We start from the raw sequence: 22,254 nt of genomic DNA on the forward strand, positions 1-22,254 counted from the left end.
ATGAGTCACGCCAAACAGGTTCATTACGCCTATGTAGCAAGCGAAAATCTTCGCTTGCTGGAGGAGGAGTTTGCTGCAGGCATAAGCGCTCAGTTGCCCGATTGGGAGTCGACGCAAGCCCCAGTGTCCACGCGCGCTGGGGCGGTGAATGTGACGTTCTTCATTTATCGTCGAGCTCACGTCATGATGTCCCACGGCTTGGCCGACAAAAACTACCTCACCCGCCGCGACCCACAACGTGGCTTTGAGATCAATAAGTACCGCTCGGTTTGCGTACCGGGCGACTGGCTCAAGCGCAAGTTGCTCAACACCCGGGGTGTGGAACTGTCAGCTAATCAAATTAAGGTCGTAGGTTGGCCTCGAATAGATACACTGCTCGCCGCACAGAAAAAGCAGTTGTCTGAGCAGACGATGGCCGACAAAATCGCTAAGCTGTCGCCCTTTCGTAAGATCAAAGTCTTGTGGGCTCCAACACATAACGCTGAGAGTAAAGCGGGGATAATTTCAAGCTACCCAGGCATACTCCCCTATGAGGATAGGCTACGGGCGCTCTTTGATTACGATTTTTCACTGCATCCCAATTTGCGAGAGTCGAAAAAGCCGACCTTCGAGAAACTGATCGAAGCGGATGTGGTTATCGCCGACCGCGGAACCCTCGTCTATGAAGCCTGGGCGCTGGGCAAGCCTGTAATTTTTCCTTCCTGGCTTATTGGCGAGGGTAACCTGTACGACGACTTGGGCTCCGCAGAGAGCCATATCTACCATGAGCGATTGGGCCTACACGCCAACAGCTTTGATGAAATGGTGGATATGATTCGGGAAGTAAAAAAACCAGACATGCGGACCTTGCAGTTCATGGAGTCTTACCTACCTAGACGAACCCTGGGCAGGTCTTACGAACTGATCGCAAACTGTGTCAGCGAAGTTTGGGAGTCTGGGAATTTACGAATAGCAAAAAAAGTTATGAAACCCGTTCAGGTCTAGCTTCGAGATCCGAGCTGATACACACAAGTAATACAGAATTTCAGGATGGGCGCTCTCGATAGCTAGCGAGCAATTGCGATCAGCCTTGTTAGTATCAGCTTAGTGTTGTAGTGCCATAACCCGGAGATCTGCTCCGGGTTATGCGGCATATCATATCCAGCCATTCAGCTTTCGCTGGTCAAGTTCCAATAGACCGATTTTTCCACAGCAGATGCATCTGGCTTGAAAAATGGCTTGCTTAGAGTTAGGTGAGGCCTTTCCCATGCAACATCTTTCCGAATGAGCCTTGCCGGAGTTCCTGCAACTATACAATTGTTAGGGAATACTCCTTTAACGATGCTGCCAAATCCAATGATTGAACCATCCCCGATAGATGTCCCTCCTAGGATCGCCGCACGCGCCCCAATCCATACATGATTACCAATAATAACTGGCTCAGGCAGATTGAGACGCTCCCCCGACTTGACGCAAAATATAGGATGAGCATCATCTGCTCTTATTTGAACGGATGCCGCTATCATGCAGTCGTCACCGATACTAAGGCTTGAGTGTTCCGCAGTAGAGATATAAGCATTGTCGGTGCAAGTCACCCCACGCCCGATCGAAAGCACGCAACTCTCCCCAACCCTTATAAATCCGCGGAAAGTATTTTCACCTAAGGTGCACACGGCATCATTACAGTCGAAAGTAACAGTAAGACTTGCAGTTGCGAAGCCTTCGTGCACCACCAATCTATTGTTTACGCCACGAAAAACAATATTAACATTGTGCTCTATGACCCCCTTGAATTCAATTTTGTTTCCGTTGTCGTCTTCGTAAGCACTCAGCCTCTTAACATTAACAGCCACATCAAATACTCCGTGCAAAATTATAAAAAGAACAATTTCAGCGATACGACAACCAAAGATATAAAAATTCGAGGCAAAACCAATGAATGCAAAAAGCGTACTCTTCAGGGAGAGCGCAAACTGTAATTCAGCCCCAGCTTAGAGCAATGGGCAGAACCCTGAATATGCGCACCATCTTTAACCAAACATTGCCGACTAACAGCTAGTTCGATATTCACCGGCATTATTATCATCGAAAACAACAATGGGGCAACAAGTGCCCCATTATTGTAAAGTACCGGCTTCAACCAGCACGCACCTTCACTGAGCGGCTACTGTGAAGTCACGATAAGCTATCGAATTATACTCTCGAGCATCAAAATGGCGCGGTTGGAAGCTTCCGCTAATAACCTGCTTAACGCCCTCTGCCAGGCCCTCTGCGGAGAGCGGTGTCAGGATACCCAGCCCGTTCTCCAGAACATCATCGGGCCCTGGAATATTGGTTGAAACACAGGGCACTCCAAGCGTCATCGCTTCGAGCAGTACGATGCCTTGACCTTCATAATCGGAAGACAGTACATGACACTGCGAGGCCTTAACGAATGGGAACGGATTTCTTTTAACTCCCAGCAACATTACTCGGTCGTGCAGGCCAAGCTCTTTAACAAGATTTTCGAGCTGCGCATGCAGTGGGCCTGTCCCCAGGATATATACTGCTATGTCATGGCCGTCATCAACGAGTATCTTGGCCATCTCAATCAATCGCACCTGATTCTTCTCAGGCCACATACGGGCGACGTTCACAATCTTGAACCTGGTGTCTGATTTAAGAGCAATCAGGCCTTCATCATCAAGATCCAACTCAGCATCATTTATGATGCGACTTACATCCAGTCCATTCCTAACCAGATGGAATGAACTCACAATTTCCGGATTAATAGCCTTAAAGCTCTCCCTATTAATGTTCATCGAGCTTTCTGATACATTGAGAAACGCATCAAACTTATCATAGAACTTGAATACCTTTCTCAAGTTCGGTAGCCGTTTCTCAGACTCTTCCAGCATGTCATTATGCAGGTAAATTAAATGCCGAGTTGCTGGTAATGCGGCCATGAAGCCCGCCCAGAAAGGATGATAACCTTGGTGCTCGACGCTAAACTCTGCCTCGAGATCTCCCAGAACGCGATAACATTCCTGTCTCGCCGCCCCATCATATACATCGCGCATCGTTTCGGAGTAGAAGACACCTTCAGAGTTAAATTTATCCGAAACCCACTGCTGCTCCAAGCTCATAGAGCTCCGGCCGGTTCTGAAAATTACGTCTGCTACTTCTTCTAGTTTCCGAATCCCATCAAAACCAGCTTCTTCTTTGCGCAACTCTACAGCATCCAAAAGCACGACTACCTTATTGCCTTGGGCAGCTAGATTTTGCACCAAGGAAATTGCTGAAGTCGCAACGCCATTGATCGTACCCAGAGCGGAACGTACAACAATTGGTTTTTTGGCGCTCTGAGTATTCTTCAGCTCCCGATGATTAAAGAAGAATTCAACGACCCGTTGCGTCGATTTGCCATCCTCCACACCGCAGAATCGCTCGTGAAATTCGTTATACGCATCATTCACGTACTGACTTGGATTATTCAGGGCACTCTGAATTAAACCTCTCAACTCCTCAGCTGTTTCACATTGCGGCCAAGGAAGTTCATCACGCTCAAAGTAAAGCCCGCGCTCACTTTTGTAATCATCCCAGTCAGGGATGAAATGCAGAACCGGACGCTTAAGCGTCATGTAGTCGACGATGATCGAAGAATAATCAGATATTAAAATATCTGCCACAGGCAACAATGCATTTGTATCAATTGACTGCGGCGCAAGCTTAACTGGCAAATCTAGATCTGCGAGCTTCTTTTCAACCAGATGATGACCACGGAACAGCAAAGTGTAATCGTCGGAGATTATGCTTTTTAGCTGCTCAATCAAGAATTCTGCCTCTAACTGAGGAGAGTTCCAACTACCACGATAGGTAGGGGCAAACAGAACAACTGGCTTTCTGGCGGTGATACCCAGGGCAAGTCGGATTGTGTCAAGCTTATCTTGATCGATGGTGAATAACTGATCATTCCGCGGGTAGCCGCTAATCAGCTGAACACCATTCAAAACACGATGGATACTGTGACCTTCAACTTGAGTGAGGCGAGTATGCTCGTTAGGGAAGATCAGGTGAGTTGCGTGCAAGAAATTTCTCGCAGTATTAGCGCGGGTGTACGGCGGGGTATTCATCGCTCTACCCAGCGTCTTCAATGGCGTACCATGCCAAGTATTGAGATATTGCTGACCTGGCTTTCTCACAAAGTATTCAGCAAATGTACCGTTGCAAATTAGATACTTGCAAGATGCAATCAACCGCAGATAAAGATTGCTTCCTCGTTTCACAAAGAAAACATTTTTGAGGCTTCGATACTTCGCCTCCACGCCTGAAATGTCATTGATTACCCAAAAATGCTTTCGATCGCGATAACTTTCATCAGCGAGCAGGTACTCAAAGATCGCCAATGGGTTACATGCCATTGAAGAGCCGTTATGCACTTCATACAAAATAGCATCCTCCATGATCGGAAGAACTTCAACAAACTCTTTGTAAGTAGCATGAAAGTTAAGTGCGTTATCGGTAAGCAATTTGTCTTCATATGCGCCATGCGGACGCTGAATCACTTTGTAAGCGCGGAATGCTTCGCAAGCTTCCTGTGATTGCCCCGCCAACGCCAACAGACGACCAAGCTCATAGTACATCGCTGGCTTGTGCTCATTGGAGCGCCAGATAGCTTGCTGCATAGCCTCTGCTGCTTGCGGTACCCGACCCAATGCGACTTGGATCTTACTGTATGAAACCCAAGTTTCGGGATTCGTACAGTCGCGCTGTAGACGTGCTTCAACAAGCGCCGCTTCATCCAGTTTATTGGTTAGCGCATTGGAAAGAGAAATCAATTTCCCAACGGCTTTCTCATCAGCATAAACCGTAGCGTTGGCCAAACCCTCCTTAGCGAGAACGGTGTTACCCTGCTGAAGCTGGGCTTCGTAATATTCGAACCATGATGCGCTCTCGCCTGGATTCTGGTGAAGGTCAGACCGGACATTTTCAACGCGGTAAGACATCAATGACGCCTCGTAGCGCTTCGCCTCAAAATCGACAGGTGCGCCAGTGCCAGTCACTGCCAAGAAGAAGTTACACGCCTCGTCAAATCGACCCAGCTTAAGCAAAACCATCCCTGCGCGGTAACGCCATTCAGCAAGACCTTTACCACTTAGTTTGATCGCGTACTTGTAGGACTCGAAGGCTTGCGCATATTTCTGCTGCCGCTCAAGCGTGAAACCCAGGCGGAAATGGGATTCAGCCGATTTCATTCGCAAGCCAATGGCGGTACGATATGAAACCTCCGCATCATCCCAGAGATAGCAGCGCTCCTGGGCCCTACCCAAGCGGAAATTCAAGTCAAAATCAAACTTTAAGACGCTTTTATGTGCACTGAATGCGTTGCTAGCGTTAGACCAGCGTCCGACGGCAGCATGGAAAGCACCGATACCATATTTGTCAGACTTATGTTTCTTATCAAGCTCACACGCTTTTTTGTATGCAACGACAGCGGATTGTTGATCTGAAGCGCCTTCATGGCAGTCGCTTTCGTAGCAATATCCCAATCGATAAAACCACTCCGCAGGTACCGATTTGCTGAATTTTATCGCTTTTTCATAGGCGGTTGCGGCGGAACGGAAGTGCCCCATTTTTTTTTCAGCAGTACCCAAGCGCTGATAAAGCTCGGCATCTTCGTTGAATATACTGACAACATTCTTCAACGCTGATACTACTTGCCACCACTTATGCTGCCCCTGATACGCGATCGCCAGCTTATTATTCAAGCTTGCATCGTCGGGATAGATTGAAACCAAACCCATAAGCGCTGCTTCCGCTTGCGCCCAGTGTTTTTCTTTCAAGTAAGAATCGATTTCAGCGCGAACTTTTGATTCACCTACTGCCGAGTCTGGCTCACTCAGATAGCTCAATAGATTACATATTTTCGAAGCACTATTGGACTCATCAAAATTACTCAGATAATCGCGGCAAAATTCTTTGACCTCGCCGCTTACTTGTAAACCACTACCAGACTTTATGAACTCAATCAGCTCTTCAAAGCTTTCAGCGTGATAGCCCAAACGTCGGCTATAAATTTCTGCTTCCGCTGATTTGGGTGCTTTTTCAAAGATGGCATCTCCCACAATCCATCGAGGAAAAATCACTGGTTTGCCAAGTGCCCAAGCTTCGTACGCTACCGACGTATAGTCTGTAATGACGACATCAGCATCCAATAGTTCTTGTGTGATCGGTCTCTTATTCAGCTTATTTCGCTGATCTTCAGCCACCACCAAAGTGCAATGACGGCTCAACTCGTCCAAAAAGCCCTCAAAATGGCTATTCGAACTCATCGAATTGCCAGTGTGATCAAACCAATTACCATGAATCGGCGCGTACAATACGCGTGGTACATCATTGCTATCTGGCTTATTGACTCGCCCTGCCAATGAGCGAAGATAATCAACCCTCGGAGATCCGACTACTACGACGTCTGAGGATTTCAGACCAAGCTTTTTATCATTCAAGAGACTGCGTGCCATCCACAGGCCCGGCACCAGGATTTTCTTGAAATTGCTAAGCACCGAACTGCCATCAGCCTGAAGCTGGTGGAGATGTTGCCGGTCAGCCAGGTCAAACATGAGGAATACGTCTGCAGGCACCCCAGCAAACAGAGAGACGCTCAGGGACGCATCATCCCTCTCGTGCTCCGAGGTTGGCACCCAGTCAAAATCAGTAGTGCCATCCGACTTCAATTGGTAGAAAATCTGCGTACGAAGCAGCTTTAAATTTTCTGTATCATCACCGACCAACTTGACTTGTCGCTTACCCTCAATACTGAGAGCCTCAGGCAATGGCAAAGAGCCATCAAAAATTACTACTTCAGTCATCACGCACCTTTTCAGAATACTTAGCTCAAAAAAATCTTAAAAAAATAACGTTTCTGCTAACAGTCCATCGTTGCTCTAATCCTCGTAACCTTTATGCTTGCGCCTTACAGTATTCTGGCGCGCCACGTGATGACATCACATTTACGCTTGATTCGAAAACGACGAATGATACCCTAGGTACCAAACGAATCAAACCGAAAACCTAAGTCGCCAATTTATTGGCGCGAATTTATTGACACAAAGGTGAGCAGGCCGCATCCATTGAAGATCCTACAACTCATGCTGATCTACTTTCTCGCTACGTCATACTCCCAAAGTTCTTTTGCATGGGGCGTCGAAGGCCATAAGGTTGTCGCACTGGTCGCCGAAGCTAGATTGTCTCCAGAGGCAAAACAGGGTATCGATCAGCTCCTACAACGTGATGCTGGCGGCAAGATCTCAGATATAGCCTCTTGGGCAGATGACATGCGGGGGAACGATTCGGTACCCCAGATTAGCCATGTCGTGAAGATACCTTTCAATGCCCGCAGTTACTCAGCCAAACGTGACTGTTCAGGCAAGTACAGGTGTGTAATTGAAGGCATCTACCAATCTGAAGCCCAGCTCGGGATGTATGCAAAAAGCAAAGAAATCACTCCCGACACTCAGCAAGCCTTGAAGTTTCTTGTACACTATGTAGGGGACGTTCACCAACCCTTGCACGCCATTCGCGAGACCGGCGTTATGCGCACCCTCCCAAGCCGTCAACGCTGGAAACTGCATAAAGTCTGGGACACCATTATAATCAGAAGCCTGCATCAAAGCCCCGAGCGCATCGCCGAACGACTGCTCAGCCACCCCAAGCGAATTGAGCAGTACACACCTGAAGACTGGGCTATGGAAAGCCATGATATTGCGAAACGGGTAATCTACGGCGGAAGTTATGCCTTGGCACGATCAAAACGCCCAATCCCTCTGAGTGATGGCTATTACAAAGAAAACACCGAGATTGTAGACGAGCGCTTGTTAGCAGCAGGGGTAAGACTTGGAAACCTTCTCAACTCAATATTCAAGTAAACTTTCTATACCAGTAGTTTCCACTTAAAGCTCAACTAAGGTTTCACATGATCAAAAAATGCTTGTTTCCTGCGGCCGGCTATGGAACGCGCTTCTTGCCTGCCACCAAAGCCATGCCGAAAGAGATGCTGCCTGTTGTTAACAAGCCGCTTATTCAGTACGGGGTCGAGGAAGCCCTGGATGCAGGACTGAGCGAAATATCCATCGTGACCGGCCGCGGAAAACGCGCTCTAGAGGATCACTTTGATATAAGCTATGAGCTTGAAACTCAGATCAAAGGCACAGACAAAGAGAAATATCTTGTTGGCATCCGCCGACTTCTCGATGAGTGCTCCTTCTCTTACACGCGCCAAACAGAAATGAAGGGGTTAGGGCATGCGATTCTGACCGGTCGCCCACTGATCGGAGACGAACCTTTCGCCGTTGTACTAGCCGACGACCTCTGCGTCAACCCTGAGGGCGACGGTATTCTTACGCAAATGGTCAAACTCTACAACCAGTTCCGGTGCTCGATTGTCGCCATTCAAGAGGTGGATCCAGCTGACACTTACAAATACGGTGTTATTGCTGGCGACATGATAAGAGACGATATCTACCGCGTCACCAATATGGTAGAAAAACCAAAGCCGGAAGATGCGCCTTCTAACTTGGCCATCATTGGTCGCTACATCCTGACGCCAGATATTTTTGACATCATTTCGGACATCGAACCAGGCAAGGGAGGCGAGATTCAGATCACTGATGCGCTAATGAAACAAGCGCAGAGCGGCTGCGTGATAGCCTACAAGTTCAAGGGCAGGCGCTTCGACTGCGGCGGCGCGGAAGGATACATCGACGCCACCAACTTCTGTTTCGAAACTTATTATAAATCTGGAAAGGCTTACTGATGCATCGGGGTCATTTTTGATGACCCCTCTACTAGATCACAGGCACAGTTTTAGCCACCTCACCCATCAAACAACATCTACACTGCAGCAATCCGACCGAAGTTGATACAACGACATGTTTATCAGCATAACCGCGACATTCACCGTCTGCGCCCCCACGTCGGGATGATCATTAATCAATGTGTTTGTCGAGTTAAAATAACTAAACTGCCTTCCAAGCTCTGACGACTTTACGATCTTCGTTATGTACTCATACTGCGGGGACCGTGATGAGTATATAATGGAGATTTTCTGCTTTAACTGTCGCCCAGTATTGAGGACTCTAGCAAAAACTTGTTGCTTGCTTTCGGGGAACGTACCGATTGTAAAGTGAGAGTCAGCATATACCTTCTCATAGTACTCATCAGAAACTATGGGATCCACTACGACAGCATTGAAACCACCCGTAACACCATGGTACAAGGCACCAGTACCACCCTTTGACGCTCCATAGACAGTGACCCTGTCAGCCTTGACACCCAAGCCACTACTCACTTCATTGATCAGTGCAGTTACACGATCTGCAAACTCCTTATCGGAATTGTTATTCAAGTAGAAGCTACCCACAACCCCCCCCACATCAGCAATGCGCAACACCGCCGTATCCGCAGGAATAAATTTGCCGATAGATTTGAAATTAAAGGTAAAAAGCCTCATCAGGCTTGAAGTGAAGATATCCTCACCGATTGATGAGAACACTACCAGGACTCTTGAAGCCTTCTGTTTTTCAGGGAGTTCCAGTTGATATACAAGGCCGCCGAAGGTTTTAAATTCCCCAGCTTTTATCCTATGCCAAAAATTAGCAATCTCACTATTTCTGACGAAACTAGAAACACCATCACAAGACTTATACAAGCTGAATCCAGCATTCGCTAAAGCAACTACCCACGACTTGGCGGCAGGAACCTTGCGACTAACATGTAAAAGATTTTCGAACCCAACATGCTCAGAGTGATCAACATGAAAATAGTCCACGGAACCCAGATCAGCCAGCGCCTCTGCTACCTCCCCACCCAAAACAATTTTTTTTATTCTTACCGCCATATGAGTCTCGCACCCCCTCAAAAAATGGATACGAGTATCAAACGCAAAGCACTCTCAAGTCAACACTTTCGACACCAACCCTCAAAAATCAGTAATCGTCATCGTGACTCAAGTGAAAGGCCCAACCTAATACAGAAAAAAACAAAATAAGAGAAATCAGACAACAGGCAGTAACTAGCATCACCCTGACCCCCAAATAATGGAACTATATGATCAACTCTAGGTGCCTACCTAGCTGATCATAGGACTCCCAATATTTCAGTTTCAGTGTCAGGGACTCGACCGGCCATCGGAAACAGGCTACACGACATAGCCCAGGTTAGCCGATCGCGAGCCAAGCGCCGCATTGAGAACTCAGGCTAATCAATCGAAGATCTCTACTACCCCACTCACCTGCCCTGTCGACACATCCCTCACAGCCAAAGCGCGAATTTTGTTCTCATGCATATACCCTTCTGCCTCAGAAATCAGGGCATCCGAGGCAATTTCATGCGGACTCACCGTCATAAAAGCACGTACCCTTTCATTGACAACACCTGGGTTGTCGAGAAGGGCCCGACGCAGGTCACCGTCAGTGACGATTCCAACCAGACGTCCTTCGTCGCTCACCAAGGTCAACCCAAGACGCCCCTGCGTCATCACCAGCAGGCAATCATGAAAGCTGGTTGACGGGGTTACGAAAGGTGCTGGGCTATGCATCACATCCGAAACACGTGTCAGAAGTTTTCTACCGAGGCTACCACCGGGGTGATAGCGCGCAAAGTCCATGGGCTTGAACTGTATGGCTTCGATCAGCGCTACAGCCAGTGCATCACCCATTGCCATGGTCGCAATTGTTGACGTAGTAGGCGCGAGATTGTTCGGGCAGACTTCCCGCTCAACCGAGATATCCAACCAAATATCAGCGTGCTGTGCCAACGTAGAAGTCCTGCTAGCCGTCATGGCAATCAAATTATTGCCAAACGATTTCAAGCTGGGAATCAACTTGATCAACTCTTCAGTTTCACCGCTATAACTGATAAGGATTAAGACATCCACGGGCTTCAGCATTCCGAGGTCGCCATGGAAGGCTTCCGCAGGGTGCAGGAAGAAGCTTGGCGTCCCAGTGGAAGCGAAAGTGGCAACCATTTTTTGGCCGATCAAGCCAGATTTGCCCATTCCACAAACCACCGTTCGCCCTTTGCAGCCGAGAATCAATTCGACCGCTTTCTGGAACTCGCCATCCAATCTGTCGGCTAGCTGAGTAACAGCTTGAGCCTGGGCAATGAGGGCTTCTTTGGCGATGGTGAGGTGATTCATTTCCTTCCCTGACGGTACTGGTTTGCGAGGCTGTGAATCTTAAAGTCTTTAGCACCCGAAGCAAAGGACTCTAGCACCGCAGCCTCACCATAGCTCCGGCTCCACGCATTTCGGAGACTCCGCCAGCGCCTGCAGAACAGACAATGCTGAACGACCGTTTTGCGCTTCGCATCGCTCCTCCAATGACTTCGGCCGCATCAACAGGCCTTAGAACTTTTTGTTGTGTGCCGATCTCTGATGGCTCAGGATATCCCCCCCAAAAAAAACTGTAGCGTGATGGCTATGTTTGATCAGACCTGATGACTGCTTCTTCTCACCCCACCGCTCGCGGCAAAACCCATTTCCGTTGGCATCGAGCTTCGCTCGAGCAACACGTCCACACGTTTTTCCCGGAGTGGGCGGGCATGCCGTTGACGATCACCAGCCGCGACTTGGCCTCAAACGCGTCGTTCGTGAATTACGTCCGCTACCATCGCCTGATAGACCCCATCACGGGTAACCCGTATGACGTCGTGGAAAAATCGATTCGCAAACTGGCGTTCATCAGCAGCCAGGAAGCTCGCTTTCACCGCCAAGACGGCATGCTTAAAGGCTCTATCTACTTTCGCTACCCACCTTGCCTGGGAGTGATCGAAACCCCGTGGGAAAGCCTGATCTTCACTCGGTACGTGCGGGGCAAACCGCCTCGCATGGAGGCAGTCGGCTTCCACTTGGCTCGCGGTATTGCTGAGCTTGAAAACCGAAGCCATGACCACCTTCAGGCCAGCCCCCGCTCCAAGGCGGCTTTACTCTGGAGCATGGATTTCTTCCGCCCCTGGTTCTTGCTGCGTCCGCGCTTCAATTTTGCGCGCTGCCTCCCAGCACTCAGGCAGCTGGCACTTGAAGACCCTCGCTTCGCTGGTTTAGCCGAACGCCTTACTGCGTTCAAGCCGCTGCTTCGTACACTTGCAGGCCAGGCGCAACGCAGCACGAAGTGCATCAGCCACATGGATTACCTGCGGAAAAACCTATTCATTCGCAAGCGCCGCCTGTACCTGATCGACTGGAGCGAGGTGAAGGTCGGCCGCATAGGGTTCGACGGCGGGGCGTACCTCGGTAGCCTTTTCCGGCGCAAAGAGATGGCAGCATTCCTGGCCGCCGAAGCCCAGTTCAACAAAGCTTACAGCGATGCACTCGCCGCTCATTTTGAACGTGAGGAAGCCACGAGGAACCAGCGCTATATCTTCCTGCTTACAGCTCTGTATCACTGCCTGCGCCCAGAAACCATTCAGGAGTACAAAGACCAGGATCGCCTGACGCTGCTTCTGGAGAAATACCACTATCTCCTCAAGCTCCTGTGAAATGATGTCATTTTAGTGGCCTAGATCAAGAAGATCCCTGTGGACAATTAGGAATTTTTCGACAGAAGCCATCCTAATTTTGTGAATTTGTATTAAGATTCGCGCCCTTAAAAGCCTCAATGGATCCGGAAGCCTTCCAGCGCTTTGCCGCCCTTTCACGGAACGCTGCTGCACGTTTATGGATGACGTTTTACCTCGCCCACGTTTGCTGCTCCTCTCCAAGGGGGCTCAGCGAATAGCCACCCTGCCTGCGCTGCTGCCTGATTTTGAGCTGCAGTGCGGTGGTGTGGATGACATTCAGCAATCGGACTGGGTAATGGCTTGGGGCCGCAAGCCAAGTGCGGCCATTGCCATGACGCAGGCTCAAAGCGCCGGTAAGCCTGTATTGACACTGGAAGATGGGTTCCTGCGCTCTGTGGGTTTAGGGGCTGAGGAGCCTCCGTTGTCGATCATCGTCGACACGGTAGGCATCTATCATGACGCCAGCCAGCCTTCTCGACTTGAGCAACTGATCGCTGAACCTTTGTCTGCGCAGGAGCAGGTGCGTGCTTCAGAGCTACAAGTACTGTGGCAGGAGCAGCGGGTCTCGAAATACAACAGTGCCCGCATCGAAATACCCGCGCTACCCGATAACTGTGTGCTGGTAGCAGACCAGACCAAGGGTGATGCTTCGTTGCAGAACGCCAGCGTCGAGGACTTCGCAGCAATGCTGCAGGCGGCGTTGGCCCGCTACCCGAACAGCACCATCCTGCTCAAAGTACATCCTGATGTGGTGGCTGGTCGCAAAAGCGGCCATTTCGATTTGAGTTCAGTGGCGGCAAATCCGCGCGTGCGGGTTTTGGCCGAGAACATTCACCCCGCTGAGTTGCTGCCTAAAATGCGAGCCGTCTATGTCATGACCTCGCAACTCGGCTTCGATGCCCTGCTGTGGGGCGTGCCGGTGCACACTTGGGGCATGCCGTTCTATGCCGGCTGGGGGTTGACCGATGATCGCCTGTCAGCCCCAGTGCGCCGCAGGCCAGTCAGCCTGGGCCAACTGATTCACGCAAGCCTGGTTCGCTACCCTCGCTATATATGCCCGGAACGAAGCGGCCCAAGCACGCCGGAAACACTGATCAAATGGCTGGGCCTGCAGCGGCGCCAGCGCAGTCAGATACCGGCACAGGTTCAGGTTTGCGGTTTCAGCCGTTGGAAAGAGCCGCTTGCCAAGCTGTTCTTCGATGGGAGCTCAATTCGGTTCGTCAAACCCAAGAGGCGTCTTTCGCACTCGTTGTCGGTGGTTTCCTGGGGGTGCAAGCAGGACGAGCGTCTACAGGGCCACCGCCAGTCTGTACATCGTGTAGAGGATGGTTTTTTACGCTCCGTCGGCTTGGGTGCAGGCAAGGCACGGCCCCTGTCTTGGGTTGTTGACGACCTGGGAATCTATTACGACGCCACCCGAACATCGCGCCTGGAACGGATTCTCGCCGACCATGCCTTTGACCCGCATTTGATAGAGCGAGCCAAGTCTTTACGGCTGGCCATCTGCAATGCAGGGCTGACCAAGTACAACCTGCCAGGTTGCGTGTGGCAAAGGCCCACAGCAGTGCAGCAAGTGATTCTGGTAACGGGTCAGGTGGAGGGCGACGCATCCATCCGCTTTGGCAGCAACCGTATCCACAGCAACTTGCATTTATTACGCGCCGTCCGGGAACGCAATCCCGACGCCTGGGTCTTGTACAAGCCTCATCCTGAAGTGCTCGCAGGCACTCGCCCTCGCGGCGATGATGAAGAACAGACAGTGCACTGGTGCGACGAAGTCATCAGCGACACTCCGCTGCAGCAACTACTGGAAGTAGTCGACGAAGTACACGTTCTGACCTCGCAATCGGGCTTCGAAGCCTTGTTGCGCGGCGTGCCCGTGACCACCTACGGCCAGCCTTTCTATGCCGGCTGGGGGTTGACCCAGGACATGGACCTGCGACCCGAGGTGCAGGCGAGACGAAGCCGAAAGCTGACCTTGGACCAACTGGTGGCGGGAACACTACTCCTCTACCCCACTTACGTAAGCCGCATCACTAACCGTTTCACCACACCAGAACAGATACTGTACGAACTACAAAATTGGCATGCGCTACCACCGCAGCCCGGAGCTACTTCCCGATGGCAGGACTTGAAACGACGCTTGAGCAGTTTGTTGGGCATGAAGCGCCCGACCGACTGAGTGCAAGGGCGCCGCGTGGTCCTCTGCTGCGCATTCCCACCTGCAACTTCTTGTTCCTTCAAGGCGTTAGTTCACCGTTCTTTGCTCGCCTTGCAAAAGCACTCCGGGACATCGGCCAGTATGTGCACAGCGTGCGATTCAACGTTGGTGATGAGCTATACGGCGCGGATGGCCCAAACATGGCTTGCCCAAGTGACGCCGATGGTCTTGAAGGCTGGTATGCCGATACATTCCGCCGGCTGGACATCACCGACCTTGTCCTGTTCGGCGACTGCCGCCCGGTGCACCGCACCGCGATAACGCTCGCTCGCTTGCAGGGCATTCGTGTGCACGTATTCGAAGAAGGCTACTTCCGCCCCTACTGGATCACCTTGGAGCGCGACGGCGTCAACAACAACTCGCGCTTGCCAAAGGACCCAGATTGGTACCGCGACGTGGGCAAGTACATTCCGCGCTACCAGAACGGTAACTCGTTCAAGTTGTCCTTCACCGCGCGCGCGGCCCATGACGTGATGTACCACGCAGGCGGCGCCCTCAATGCGCTGTTCTACCCGAAATACCGCACCCACGCGCCCTTCAACGCCGCAGTGGAGTACGCCGGCTTCATCCGCCAAGGCCTGCGCCTACTCCGCGCCCGCAGCCGCGACGATGCCCTGGTCGCCGATGTCGCCCGTGAGCGCCAGCCTACCTACCTGCTGCCATTGCAGCTGGACAGCGACGCCCAGATCCGCGATCACTCGCCGTTCGAGAACATGACCCAGGTCATCGAGCACGTGATCGACTCGTTCTCGCTGAACGCCCCGTTCAATGCCCGCCTGCTGATCAAGAACCACCCGTTGACACCTGGGCTGGTGAACTATCGCCACGTTACCGAAGCACTGGCGCGTGAATACGACGTAGCCGACCGGGTCGAGTTCATGGAGAGCGGGCATATGCCCACGCTGCTCTCACACATCAACGGCATGATTACCGTCAACAGCACTGCAGGTGCTTCCGCGTTGCTGCACGGGCGCCCGACCATCACCTTGGCCGACCCGATCTATGCAATGCCGGGCCTCACCCACCAGGGCAGCCTGGCGGACTTTTGGCACGACCCGGACATGCCGGATATCAAGCTGTTCCATCGCTTCCGCAACACGGTCATCCACACCACCCAGGTCAACGGCGGCTTCTACACCGGCTGCGGCATGGACATGGCAGTGACCAACTGCCTGGAAGTCCTGATGGCGAAAACCTCAAGAATCGAAAAATACCTATGAGTTCGCACGCTTCACCTCGCTGCATCCTCATCACCGGCGCCACCGGCGGCATCGGTGGCGCGCTGGCGCCGGCCTACGCGGCCCCTGGCGTGACCCTGATCCTGCAAGGCCGGCGCCAGGACCGCCTGGACGAAATGGCCGAGCAGTGCCGCGCTCTGGGGGCGCTGGTGTTGCTGGAGGCCCTGGACGTGCGCGACCTGGACGCGCTGCGGGCGATGGTCCGGCGCGTCAGCGACGCCCATCAGCCCGACCTGGTGCTGGTGGGGGCCGGGCTAAATACGGCGGTGGGTGCCAATGGCGAGCCGGAGGCCTGGGACGACAGCCGGGCGCTGATGGAAGTGAACGTGATGGCCGCGCTGGCCACCGTCGAGGCCGCGCTGCCGGCCATGCGCAGCCGTGGCCATGGGCAGATCGCGCTGTTCAGCTCGCTGGCGGGCTGGCGTGGGTTGCCGGTGACGCCAACCTACAGCGCCAGCAAGGCGGCGATCCGCGTGTATGGCGAGGCCATCCGTGACTGGCTGGCGCCGGAAGGGGTGAAGGTGAATGTGATTGTGCCGGGCTATGTGGAGTCGAAGATGTGCTTCGAAATGCCTGGGCCTAAACCTTTTCTGTGGACGGCCGAAAAAGCGGCCAGGCGGATCAAGCGCGGGCTGGCGGCGAACCAGGCGCGTATCAGCTTTCCGTTTCCGCTCAACCTGGGCACCTGGCTGCTGGGGCTTATCCCGCAGTGGCTTTCTTCGATGATCCTGCGTGGGTTGAAGTACAGTGATTGATGTTTCCTTGTTGCCGGTTGCTCTGGGTGGCCTGGCGCTGACCGTTGGCGTCGAGCGCCTGCTGGTGCCCCGCCCTGCCCTGCGCCGCCCGGCCGACTGCTGGATGCTGCATGCCGGGCTGTGGTGCGTGGGGCTTGGGCTGCTGTATGCGCTGACGGCGCGGCCGTTGTTCAGTGGCGTGAACCTGCTGCTGCTGTGGCTGTTGATCGTGCTGGTGAGCAATTCGAAGTATCACTCGCTGCGCGAGCCGTTTGTGTGTGCAGACTTTGAATATTTCAGCGATGCAGTGAAGTTTCCGCGCTTGTACCTGCCGTTTTTCGGTTTCGGCAAGGCGGCGTTGCTGGCGGTGGGCTTTCTGGTTTACCTGTGGGCGGGGCTGAGCTTCGAGGTGCCGGGTGCGCGGCTTGCGGCGCTGCTGCCACTGGCGGTGGGGCTGGGGCTGTTGCGTTTGGGGCGTCGGCAGGTGCAGCCGAGCTTTGATGCCGAGCGCGATGTGCGTGACTGGGGGTTGGCGGCCAGTTTATGGCGGTACTTCTGGGCGGCGCGGGCGCCGGTCGACCGGGCGGGGTTGGGGTCGCCGTTTGCGGGTGAGCCTGTGCCGGCCTCTTCGCCGGCGAAGGCCGCTGCTGCATCGGGCTTTGGCCAGCCCACAACGCTGCCAGACCTGGTCTCGGTACAGAGCGAGTCGTTCTTCGATGTGCGCGACCTGTGGCCGGGCGTGCGCCCGCAGGTGCTCGACCAGTACGACCTGCTGGCCAGCCAGGCGCTGGCCCGGGGCAAGCTGCAGGTCGCGGCCTGGGGCGCCAATACGGTGCGTACCGAGTTCGCCTACCTGACCGGTATCCCCACGGGCCGGCTGGGGGTGCACCGCTTCAATCCGTACCGCGTGCTGGCCCGTCAGGGCCTGCCCAGCATCGCCTCCACGCTCAAGGCGCAGGGTTACCGCACTGTCTGCATTCACCCCTACGATGGCGGCTTTTATGGGCGCAACAAGGTGCTGCCGGCGCTGGGCTTTGACGAGTTTATCGATGTAAAGGCGTTCGACGCTTCGCAAAAGGCCGGGCCGTTCATTGGTGATTGCGCCGTGGCGGAAAAGATCCGCGAACTGCTGCAGGCGCCGGGCCGTACCCAGCCGCTGTTCATCCATGCGGTAACCATGGAAAACCACGGCCCGCTGCACCTGGAAAGCGCGGCCGCGCACGAGCTGCCCGCCTGGTTCGACCGCCCGCTGCAACCGGGCATGCAGGATCTGGGCCCTTATGTGCGCCATATCTGTAATGCCGACCGCATGCTGGGCATGCTGCGCGAAACGCTGATGGCCCGGCCGAACGAGGCGCTGCTGTGCTTCTATGGTGACCATGTGCCGATCTTGCCTGGGGTGTACCAGGCAATCGGCGCACCCGCGGGCGACACCGACTACCTGATCTGGTCCAACCGCCACCAACCGGGCTGCCGTGCCAGTGCACTGGCGGTACAGCAGTTGTCCAGTACCTTGCTCGGCCATGCCTGCACCCATGCCCAGGCGCCTGCGCAAGGCCGGCATGCGCCGGCTGCCAGCGCCGGGGTAGCCTGACAAGGTGGTGCACATCGTTCTGGGATCGGACCTGGCGCCGGAGCGTGCCGCAGCCCCTGCCCTGGCCCGCTTGCTGGCCGAGGGGCGGGGCTCGCTGGCGTTTCTGATCGGCGATACGGCGTGCCGTTATCGCCTGCTGGGCGCGGCCATCAACTGGGACCGTGTACTGCTGGCCTTCGACGGCGAGCAGGTGCTGGGCTTTGCCGCGTTCAAACATGGCAAGCGTGGGCCGTTTGCCTTGCGCTGGCGGCCGTTCATTCGGGAGTTCGGCGTGCTGGCTGGCGGGGTGCGCTTTGCCGGCTTTTGCCTGAGCGAGCTGCGAGAATGGCGCTACCCGTTCCTGCTGTACGGGCTGCGGGTGAGCAAGGCTGCCCGCCAGCAAGGCGTGGGGGCGGCGTTGGTGCAGGCGTGCTGTGCGCATGCTGCGGGCCAGGGTTTTACCCAGGTCGAGCTGGAGGTGCCGCTGAACAACCCTCGGGCGCAACGGCTGTACCTGCACAACGGCTTTGCCCCGCGCCGCAAGCGCTGGGTGCCGTTTCCGCCGGTGCGCAACATGTGGCGGGCGGTGTAATGCACATTATGGAACAACCAGCTGCCTTGGGGCTGTGGGGGCAGGCTTGGCCCGCGAACACCGGCTGCGCCGCTGCCAGCCACGGTGGCGCCTGCTTCGCGGGCATGCCCGCTCCCACAAGGCCTGTGCAGCCCTTTATATGCGGTGGTTGCCATGAGCGCTGACTTGCCCGTCAACATCGGCCAGTTCACGCCCCCGCAGGCGTTGGTAGACGGCACCGGCTGGGTCGGCATCATGTCGCAATGGGTGGCCTGGAAGGTGCTGCACCTGCCGCAGTTTCTCGGCCCGGAAGGCCCGCCCTTCTGGCTGTGGCGGCGCGGGCGCAAGGCGCCCAAGGGGCTGAAGGCCATTGCCGGTATCGGCTACAAGCAGTCGTCGGCCCAGGCCCGGGTGCTGTGCCAGCGCTGGGGGCTGCCTTACGTTGCGCTGGAGGACGGTTTTCTGCGGTCTTCCTCGCTGGGCATCGAGGGCGACACGCCGATGTCGATGGTGGTCGACCCGGTGGGTATTCACTACCTGGCAGACCGCCCTTCGCTGCTGGAAAACATTCTGCAGCAGCCCGAGGCCCTCAGCGACTACGAGCTGGGCTGCGCCCGCGAACTGATCGATTTGATGCGCAGCAGCGGCATCGGTAAATACAACAACGCCCAGGACTTGCCCGCAGACGACCCGCTGGGCCGCGAGCGGCCGTTGGTGCTGGTGGTGGACCAGACGGCCGGGGACTATTCGATCCCGGGCGGCGGGCTGTGCGAGGCCGACTATGTGCGCATGCTGGATGTGGCGCTGGCCGAAAACCCCGGCGCCGACGTGCGCGTGCGCATTCACCCCGACTGCCTGGGCGGGCAGAAGCCTAGCTGCCTGCTGGCAGCGGCGCAGGCGCGTGGGGTAGCGCTGGAGGCGCGGCCGGTGGCCTGGGCGTCCCTGGCGCGGCGTGCCCGGCGGGTGTACGTGGGCACCAGCCAGGCGGGGCTGGAGGCGTTGATCCAGGGTGTGCCGGTGACCTGTTTCGGGCTGCCGTTCTATGCGGGCTGGGGGCTGACCGATGACCGCATGGCCATCCCCCGCCGCCAGGCCCGGCCAGACCTGGTGCAGCTGGTGGCTGCGGCTTATGTGCGCTATTGCCGCTATGTGGACCCGTTGACCGGCCAGCTGACCGATGCCTTGACCGTTGCCCGTCAGCTGGCCCGCAAGAAGGCCCGCGATGCCGGGTTTGCCGGGCCGACCACGGTGCTGGGGGTGAAGCGGCACAAGCAGCACAATATCCGGCGCTTTTTTGCCAGCCGCTGGGGGCAGCTGCGTTTTGCGCTGGACACGCCGCAGCTGGTGCAGCAGGTAGCCGCCGAACAGGGCCGGCTGCTGGTGTGGGCGGCACGCGAGCCGGCCGGCCTTGCCGAACGTGCGCGCCAGGCCGGTGTGCCGCTGTGGCGAGTCGAGGATGGTTTTTTGCGCTCCACGGGGCTGGGCGCCAGCAACAGCCCGGCGCTGTCGCTGGTACTGGACCGGGGTGGCATTCATTACGATGCGCAGTCTGCCAGCGACCTGGAGCAACTGCTGCAGCATGACACCTTCGATGCCGCAACCCTGGCCGAGGCTGCAAGCCTGCGGGCGCAGATCGTGGCCCGCGGTGCCAGCAAGTTCAACCTGCGCAGCAACGCGCGGCCCGCGCTGCTGGGGCAACCGGGCCAGCTGCGGGTACTGGTGGTGGGCCAGGTCGAGGACGATGCCTCGGCGCTGTGCAGCGGCGGCGGTGCCGGGTGCAACCTGCGCTTGCTGCAACAGGTGCGGGCGCAGCTGCCGGATGCCTGGGTGCTGTACAAGCCGCACCCGGACGTAGAGGCCGGCAAGCGCCGGGGCCAGGTGGCACCCGCCCAACTGGTGGGGCTGGCGGACCAGGTGCTGGCCGGGGTGGACATCGCCGGCCTGTATGGCCAGGTCGATGCGTTGCATACGCTCAGTTCCACTGCCGGTTTCGAGGCCTTGCTGCGCGGTGTGCCGGTTGTCACCTACGGTACGCCGTTTTATGCCGGCTGGGGCCTGACCGAGGACCACCAGCCACTGCCGCGCCGAACCCGGCGCCTGACCCTGGACCAGTTGGTAGCCGGCGCCCTGCTGCGCTATGCGCGCTATGCCGACGTCCAGCAAGACTTGCCCTGCGATGCCTGGCACGCCCTCGCCTGCCTCAGCGCGCCACACCCGGCGCGCGCGGCAAACAAGCGATTGGCGCCGTTGCTCAACTATACCCGGACCATGCTCGGCTGCGGCCGGCCACTGGCCCCATCAAAGGACTAGAACATGCCTGTATCGATCAAGGACATCGGCCGTTACGCGGCGCTCCCCTGGCATTGCTTGCAGTTGGCTACCCATGCCAAGTCGTTCGAGAACAACCCGGTGCTGGGCAGTGCCCGGCTGAACGCGCTGGGTTTGCATGTACAGCGTCGCCAGCTGGCGATGGCCATGGCCGGCTACCGCCGCCAGGCACTGGCCTCGCGGCTGGATGCCGGTGAGCGCGAGCATTTTGAGCAGAACGGTTTTTTCATCCGTGAAAACGCCCTGCCCGCCGAACAGTTTGCGGCATTGCGCGCCGAGCTGGGCGCCTTGCGCAGCACTGGCTGGGAAATGCGCCAGGGCCGCGCGGTAACGCGCCGGGTAAGCCTGGACCAGGATGTGCTGGCGTGTAACCCGGCCAGTGCTGCGTTTGTGGCGGACAAGGGTGTGCGCGACCTGATTGCCTATGCGTCGTCCAATACCGGTGGCATTACCTATCAGTTGCAGTCGATCGTGATTGACGCGGCCAATGCCGACCAGGACCCGCAGACCCGGCTGCATGCCGACACCTTCCACCCCACGGCCAAGGCCTGGTTGTTCCTGGATGATGTGGAGGATGACCAGGGGCCGTTCAGTTATGTGCCGGGGTCGCATCGGCTGACGCCGGAGCGGCTGGCGTGGGAATACCGGCAAAGCCTGGGGGCGGCGCGGTCTGTCGAGCGGATGCACCGCGAAGGGTCGTTCCGCATCGACGAGCCCGACCTGGCCGCCCTCGGCCTGCCGCCGCCACGGCGCTTTGCCGTGCCGGCCAATACCCTGGTGGTGGCGGACACCTCGGGCTTCCATGCCCGCTGTGCCAGCCACCAGGCCAGCCACCGGGTAGAGATTTACGCCAGCCTGCGGCGTAACCCGTTCATACCGTGGCGTGGGGCGCACCTGTTTGCCTTGCCGTGGATTGCCAATCACCACATGCGCTGGGATATCCGCTTGAAGCGGTTGATGGGGTTCGGGAAGAAAAGCCATTGGCGGTTTGTGGAACAGTTGAATGCGTATGAGGCGCCGTATATCTGACCCACGGTAAACCTGCCCTGTGTGGGCGGGTTTACCCGATCGACGCA

The 22,254-nt window shown here is 55.7% G+C and carries 15 protein-coding genes; 11 read left to right on the plus strand and 4 right to left on the minus strand.

Annotated features, from left to right (window positions below; genetic code table 11):
- The gene (locus tag AC5O5I_RS21180; protein ID WP_172286037.1) at positions 1-984 is read left to right on the plus strand and encodes a CDP-glycerol glycerophosphotransferase family protein; all 984 of its coding nucleotides are present in this window, start codon (positions 1-3) and stop codon (positions 982-984) included.
- A 164-nt stretch (positions 985-1,148) separates the two neighbouring features.
- Here the strand turns inward: AC5O5I_RS21180 and AC5O5I_RS21185 are convergent, their stop codons facing one another.
- Entirely contained in the window at positions 1,149-1,832 is a 684-nt protein-coding gene (locus AC5O5I_RS21185) for an acyltransferase (RefSeq protein ID WP_172286036.1), read from the minus strand.
- Positions 1,833-2,132: 300 nt separating this feature from the next.
- Positions 2,133-6,827 carry a CDP-glycerol glycerophosphotransferase family protein gene (locus AC5O5I_RS21190; protein WP_494511500.1) on the minus strand — a complete coding sequence of 1,565 codons (4,695 nt, stop codon included), beginning with the start codon at positions 6,825-6,827 and terminating at the stop codon, positions 2,133-2,135.
- 279 nt (positions 6,828-7,106) lie between these two features.
- On the opposite strand from AC5O5I_RS21190, the gene AC5O5I_RS21195 reads away from it, so the two are divergent.
- A complete protein-coding gene (locus AC5O5I_RS21195) occupies positions 7,107-7,883 on the plus strand; it encodes a S1/P1 nuclease (protein WP_494511501.1) in 777 nt (258 codons plus the stop codon).
- 47 nt (positions 7,884-7,930) lie between these two features.
- Entirely contained in the window at positions 7,931-8,770 is an 840-nt protein-coding gene (gene galU, locus AC5O5I_RS21200) for a UTP--glucose-1-phosphate uridylyltransferase GalU (RefSeq protein ID WP_172286033.1), read from the plus strand.
- 66 nt (positions 8,771-8,836) lie between these two features.
- Here galU and AC5O5I_RS21205 read toward each other — a convergent pair whose 3' ends face one another.
- Both AC5O5I_RS21205 and AC5O5I_RS21210 read right to left on the minus strand, forming a co-directional pair.
- Complete coding sequence (locus tag AC5O5I_RS21205) at positions 8,837-9,853, minus strand: XcbB/CpsF family capsular polysaccharide biosynthesis protein (protein WP_494511502.1); 1,017 nt, start codon at positions 9,851-9,853, stop codon at positions 8,837-8,839.
- Between the two features lie 363 nt (positions 9,854-10,216).
- Positions 10,217-11,152 carry a KpsF/GutQ family sugar-phosphate isomerase gene (locus AC5O5I_RS21210; RefSeq protein WP_172286030.1) on the minus strand — a complete coding sequence of 312 codons (936 nt, stop codon included), beginning with the start codon at positions 11,150-11,152 and terminating at the stop codon, positions 10,217-10,219.
- A 404-nt stretch (positions 11,153-11,556) separates the two neighbouring features.
- Between AC5O5I_RS21210 and AC5O5I_RS21215 the strand changes: the two genes are divergently transcribed.
- The 8 genes from AC5O5I_RS21215 to AC5O5I_RS21250 all read left to right on the plus strand — a co-directional run bounded on the left by AC5O5I_RS21215 (position 11,557) and on the right by AC5O5I_RS21250 (position 22,207).
- Positions 11,557-12,492, plus strand: coding sequence for a phosphotransferase (locus AC5O5I_RS21215; RefSeq protein WP_256676294.1), 936 nt, complete (start codon positions 11,557-11,559; stop codon positions 12,490-12,492).
- Between the two features lie 178 nt (positions 12,493-12,670).
- The gene (locus AC5O5I_RS21220) at positions 12,671-14,695 is read left to right on the plus strand and encodes a capsule polysaccharide biogenesis protein (protein ID WP_494511503.1); all 2,025 of its coding nucleotides are present in this window, start codon (positions 12,671-12,673) and stop codon (positions 14,693-14,695) included.
- Complete coding sequence (locus AC5O5I_RS21225; RefSeq protein WP_494511504.1) at positions 14,635-15,954, plus strand: capsule polysaccharide biogenesis protein; 1,320 nt, start codon at positions 14,635-14,637, stop codon at positions 15,952-15,954. The genes AC5O5I_RS21220 and AC5O5I_RS21225 overlap by 61 nt, the downstream gene beginning before the upstream one ends.
- Positions 15,951-16,727 (plus strand): SDR family NAD(P)-dependent oxidoreductase, encoded by a 777-nt coding sequence (locus AC5O5I_RS21230; protein WP_172225515.1) that lies wholly within the window; start codon positions 15,951-15,953, stop codon positions 16,725-16,727. The genes AC5O5I_RS21225 and AC5O5I_RS21230 overlap by 4 nt, the downstream gene beginning before the upstream one ends.
- Positions 16,728-16,734: 7 nt before the next feature.
- On the plus strand, positions 16,735-18,300 hold the full coding sequence (locus AC5O5I_RS21235) for an LTA synthase family protein (RefSeq protein ID WP_494511505.1): 1,566 nt from the start codon (positions 16,735-16,737) through the stop codon (positions 18,298-18,300).
- Between the two features lie 4 nt (positions 18,301-18,304).
- Positions 18,305-18,871: a GNAT family N-acetyltransferase gene (locus AC5O5I_RS21240; RefSeq protein ID WP_494511506.1), complete on the plus strand. Its 567-nt coding sequence runs from the start codon at positions 18,305-18,307 to the stop codon at positions 18,869-18,871.
- A 153-nt stretch (positions 18,872-19,024) separates the two neighbouring features.
- Positions 19,025-21,160 carry a capsule polysaccharide biogenesis protein gene (locus tag AC5O5I_RS21245; RefSeq protein WP_494511507.1) on the plus strand — a complete coding sequence of 712 codons (2,136 nt, stop codon included), beginning with the start codon at positions 19,025-19,027 and terminating at the stop codon, positions 21,158-21,160.
- Between the two features lie 3 nt (positions 21,161-21,163).
- On the plus strand, positions 21,164-22,207 hold the full coding sequence (locus AC5O5I_RS21250; protein ID WP_172286521.1) for a phytanoyl-CoA dioxygenase family protein: 1,044 nt from the start codon (positions 21,164-21,166) through the stop codon (positions 22,205-22,207).
- The last annotated feature ends 47 nt before the right edge of the window (positions 22,208-22,254 follow it).

Source organism: Pseudomonas sp. 9_2_1 (genome assembly GCF_059295275.1).

What these genes read in the sequence shown, in the direction of transcription:
- AC5O5I_RS21180 (WP_172286037.1), top strand. Translation starts at nt 1, where the DNA reads ATGAGTCACGCCAAACAGGTTCATTACGCCTATGTAGCAAGCGAAAAT.
- AC5O5I_RS21225 (WP_494511504.1), top strand. Translation starts at nt 14,635, where the DNA reads ATGGCAGGACTTGAAACGACGCTTGAGCAGTTTGTTGGGCATGAAGCG.
- AC5O5I_RS21205 (WP_494511502.1), bottom strand. Translation starts at nt 9,853, where the DNA reads ATGGCGGTAAGAATAAAAAAAATTGTTTTGGGTGGGGAGGTAGCAGAG.
- AC5O5I_RS21210 (WP_172286030.1), bottom strand. Translation starts at nt 11,152, where the DNA reads ATGAATCACCTCACCATCGCCAAAGAAGCCCTCATTGCCCAGGCTCAA.
- AC5O5I_RS21195 (WP_494511501.1), top strand. Translation starts at nt 7,107, where the DNA reads ATGCTGATCTACTTTCTCGCTACGTCATACTCCCAAAGTTCTTTTGCA.
- AC5O5I_RS21190 (WP_494511500.1), bottom strand. Translation starts at nt 6,827, where the DNA reads ATGACTGAAGTAGTAATTTTTGATGGCTCTTTGCCATTGCCTGAGGCT.
- AC5O5I_RS21220 (WP_494511503.1), top strand. Translation starts at nt 12,671, where the DNA reads ATGGATGACGTTTTACCTCGCCCACGTTTGCTGCTCCTCTCCAAGGGG.
- AC5O5I_RS21230 (WP_172225515.1), top strand. Translation starts at nt 15,951, where the DNA reads ATGAGTTCGCACGCTTCACCTCGCTGCATCCTCATCACCGGCGCCACC.
- AC5O5I_RS21215 (WP_256676294.1), top strand. Translation starts at nt 11,557, where the DNA reads ATGCCGTTGACGATCACCAGCCGCGACTTGGCCTCAAACGCGTCGTTC.
- AC5O5I_RS21250 (WP_172286521.1), top strand. Translation starts at nt 21,164, where the DNA reads ATGCCTGTATCGATCAAGGACATCGGCCGTTACGCGGCGCTCCCCTGG.
- galU (WP_172286033.1), top strand. Translation starts at nt 7,931, where the DNA reads ATGATCAAAAAATGCTTGTTTCCTGCGGCCGGCTATGGAACGCGCTTC.
- AC5O5I_RS21245 (WP_494511507.1), top strand. Translation starts at nt 19,025, where the DNA reads ATGAGCGCTGACTTGCCCGTCAACATCGGCCAGTTCACGCCCCCGCAG.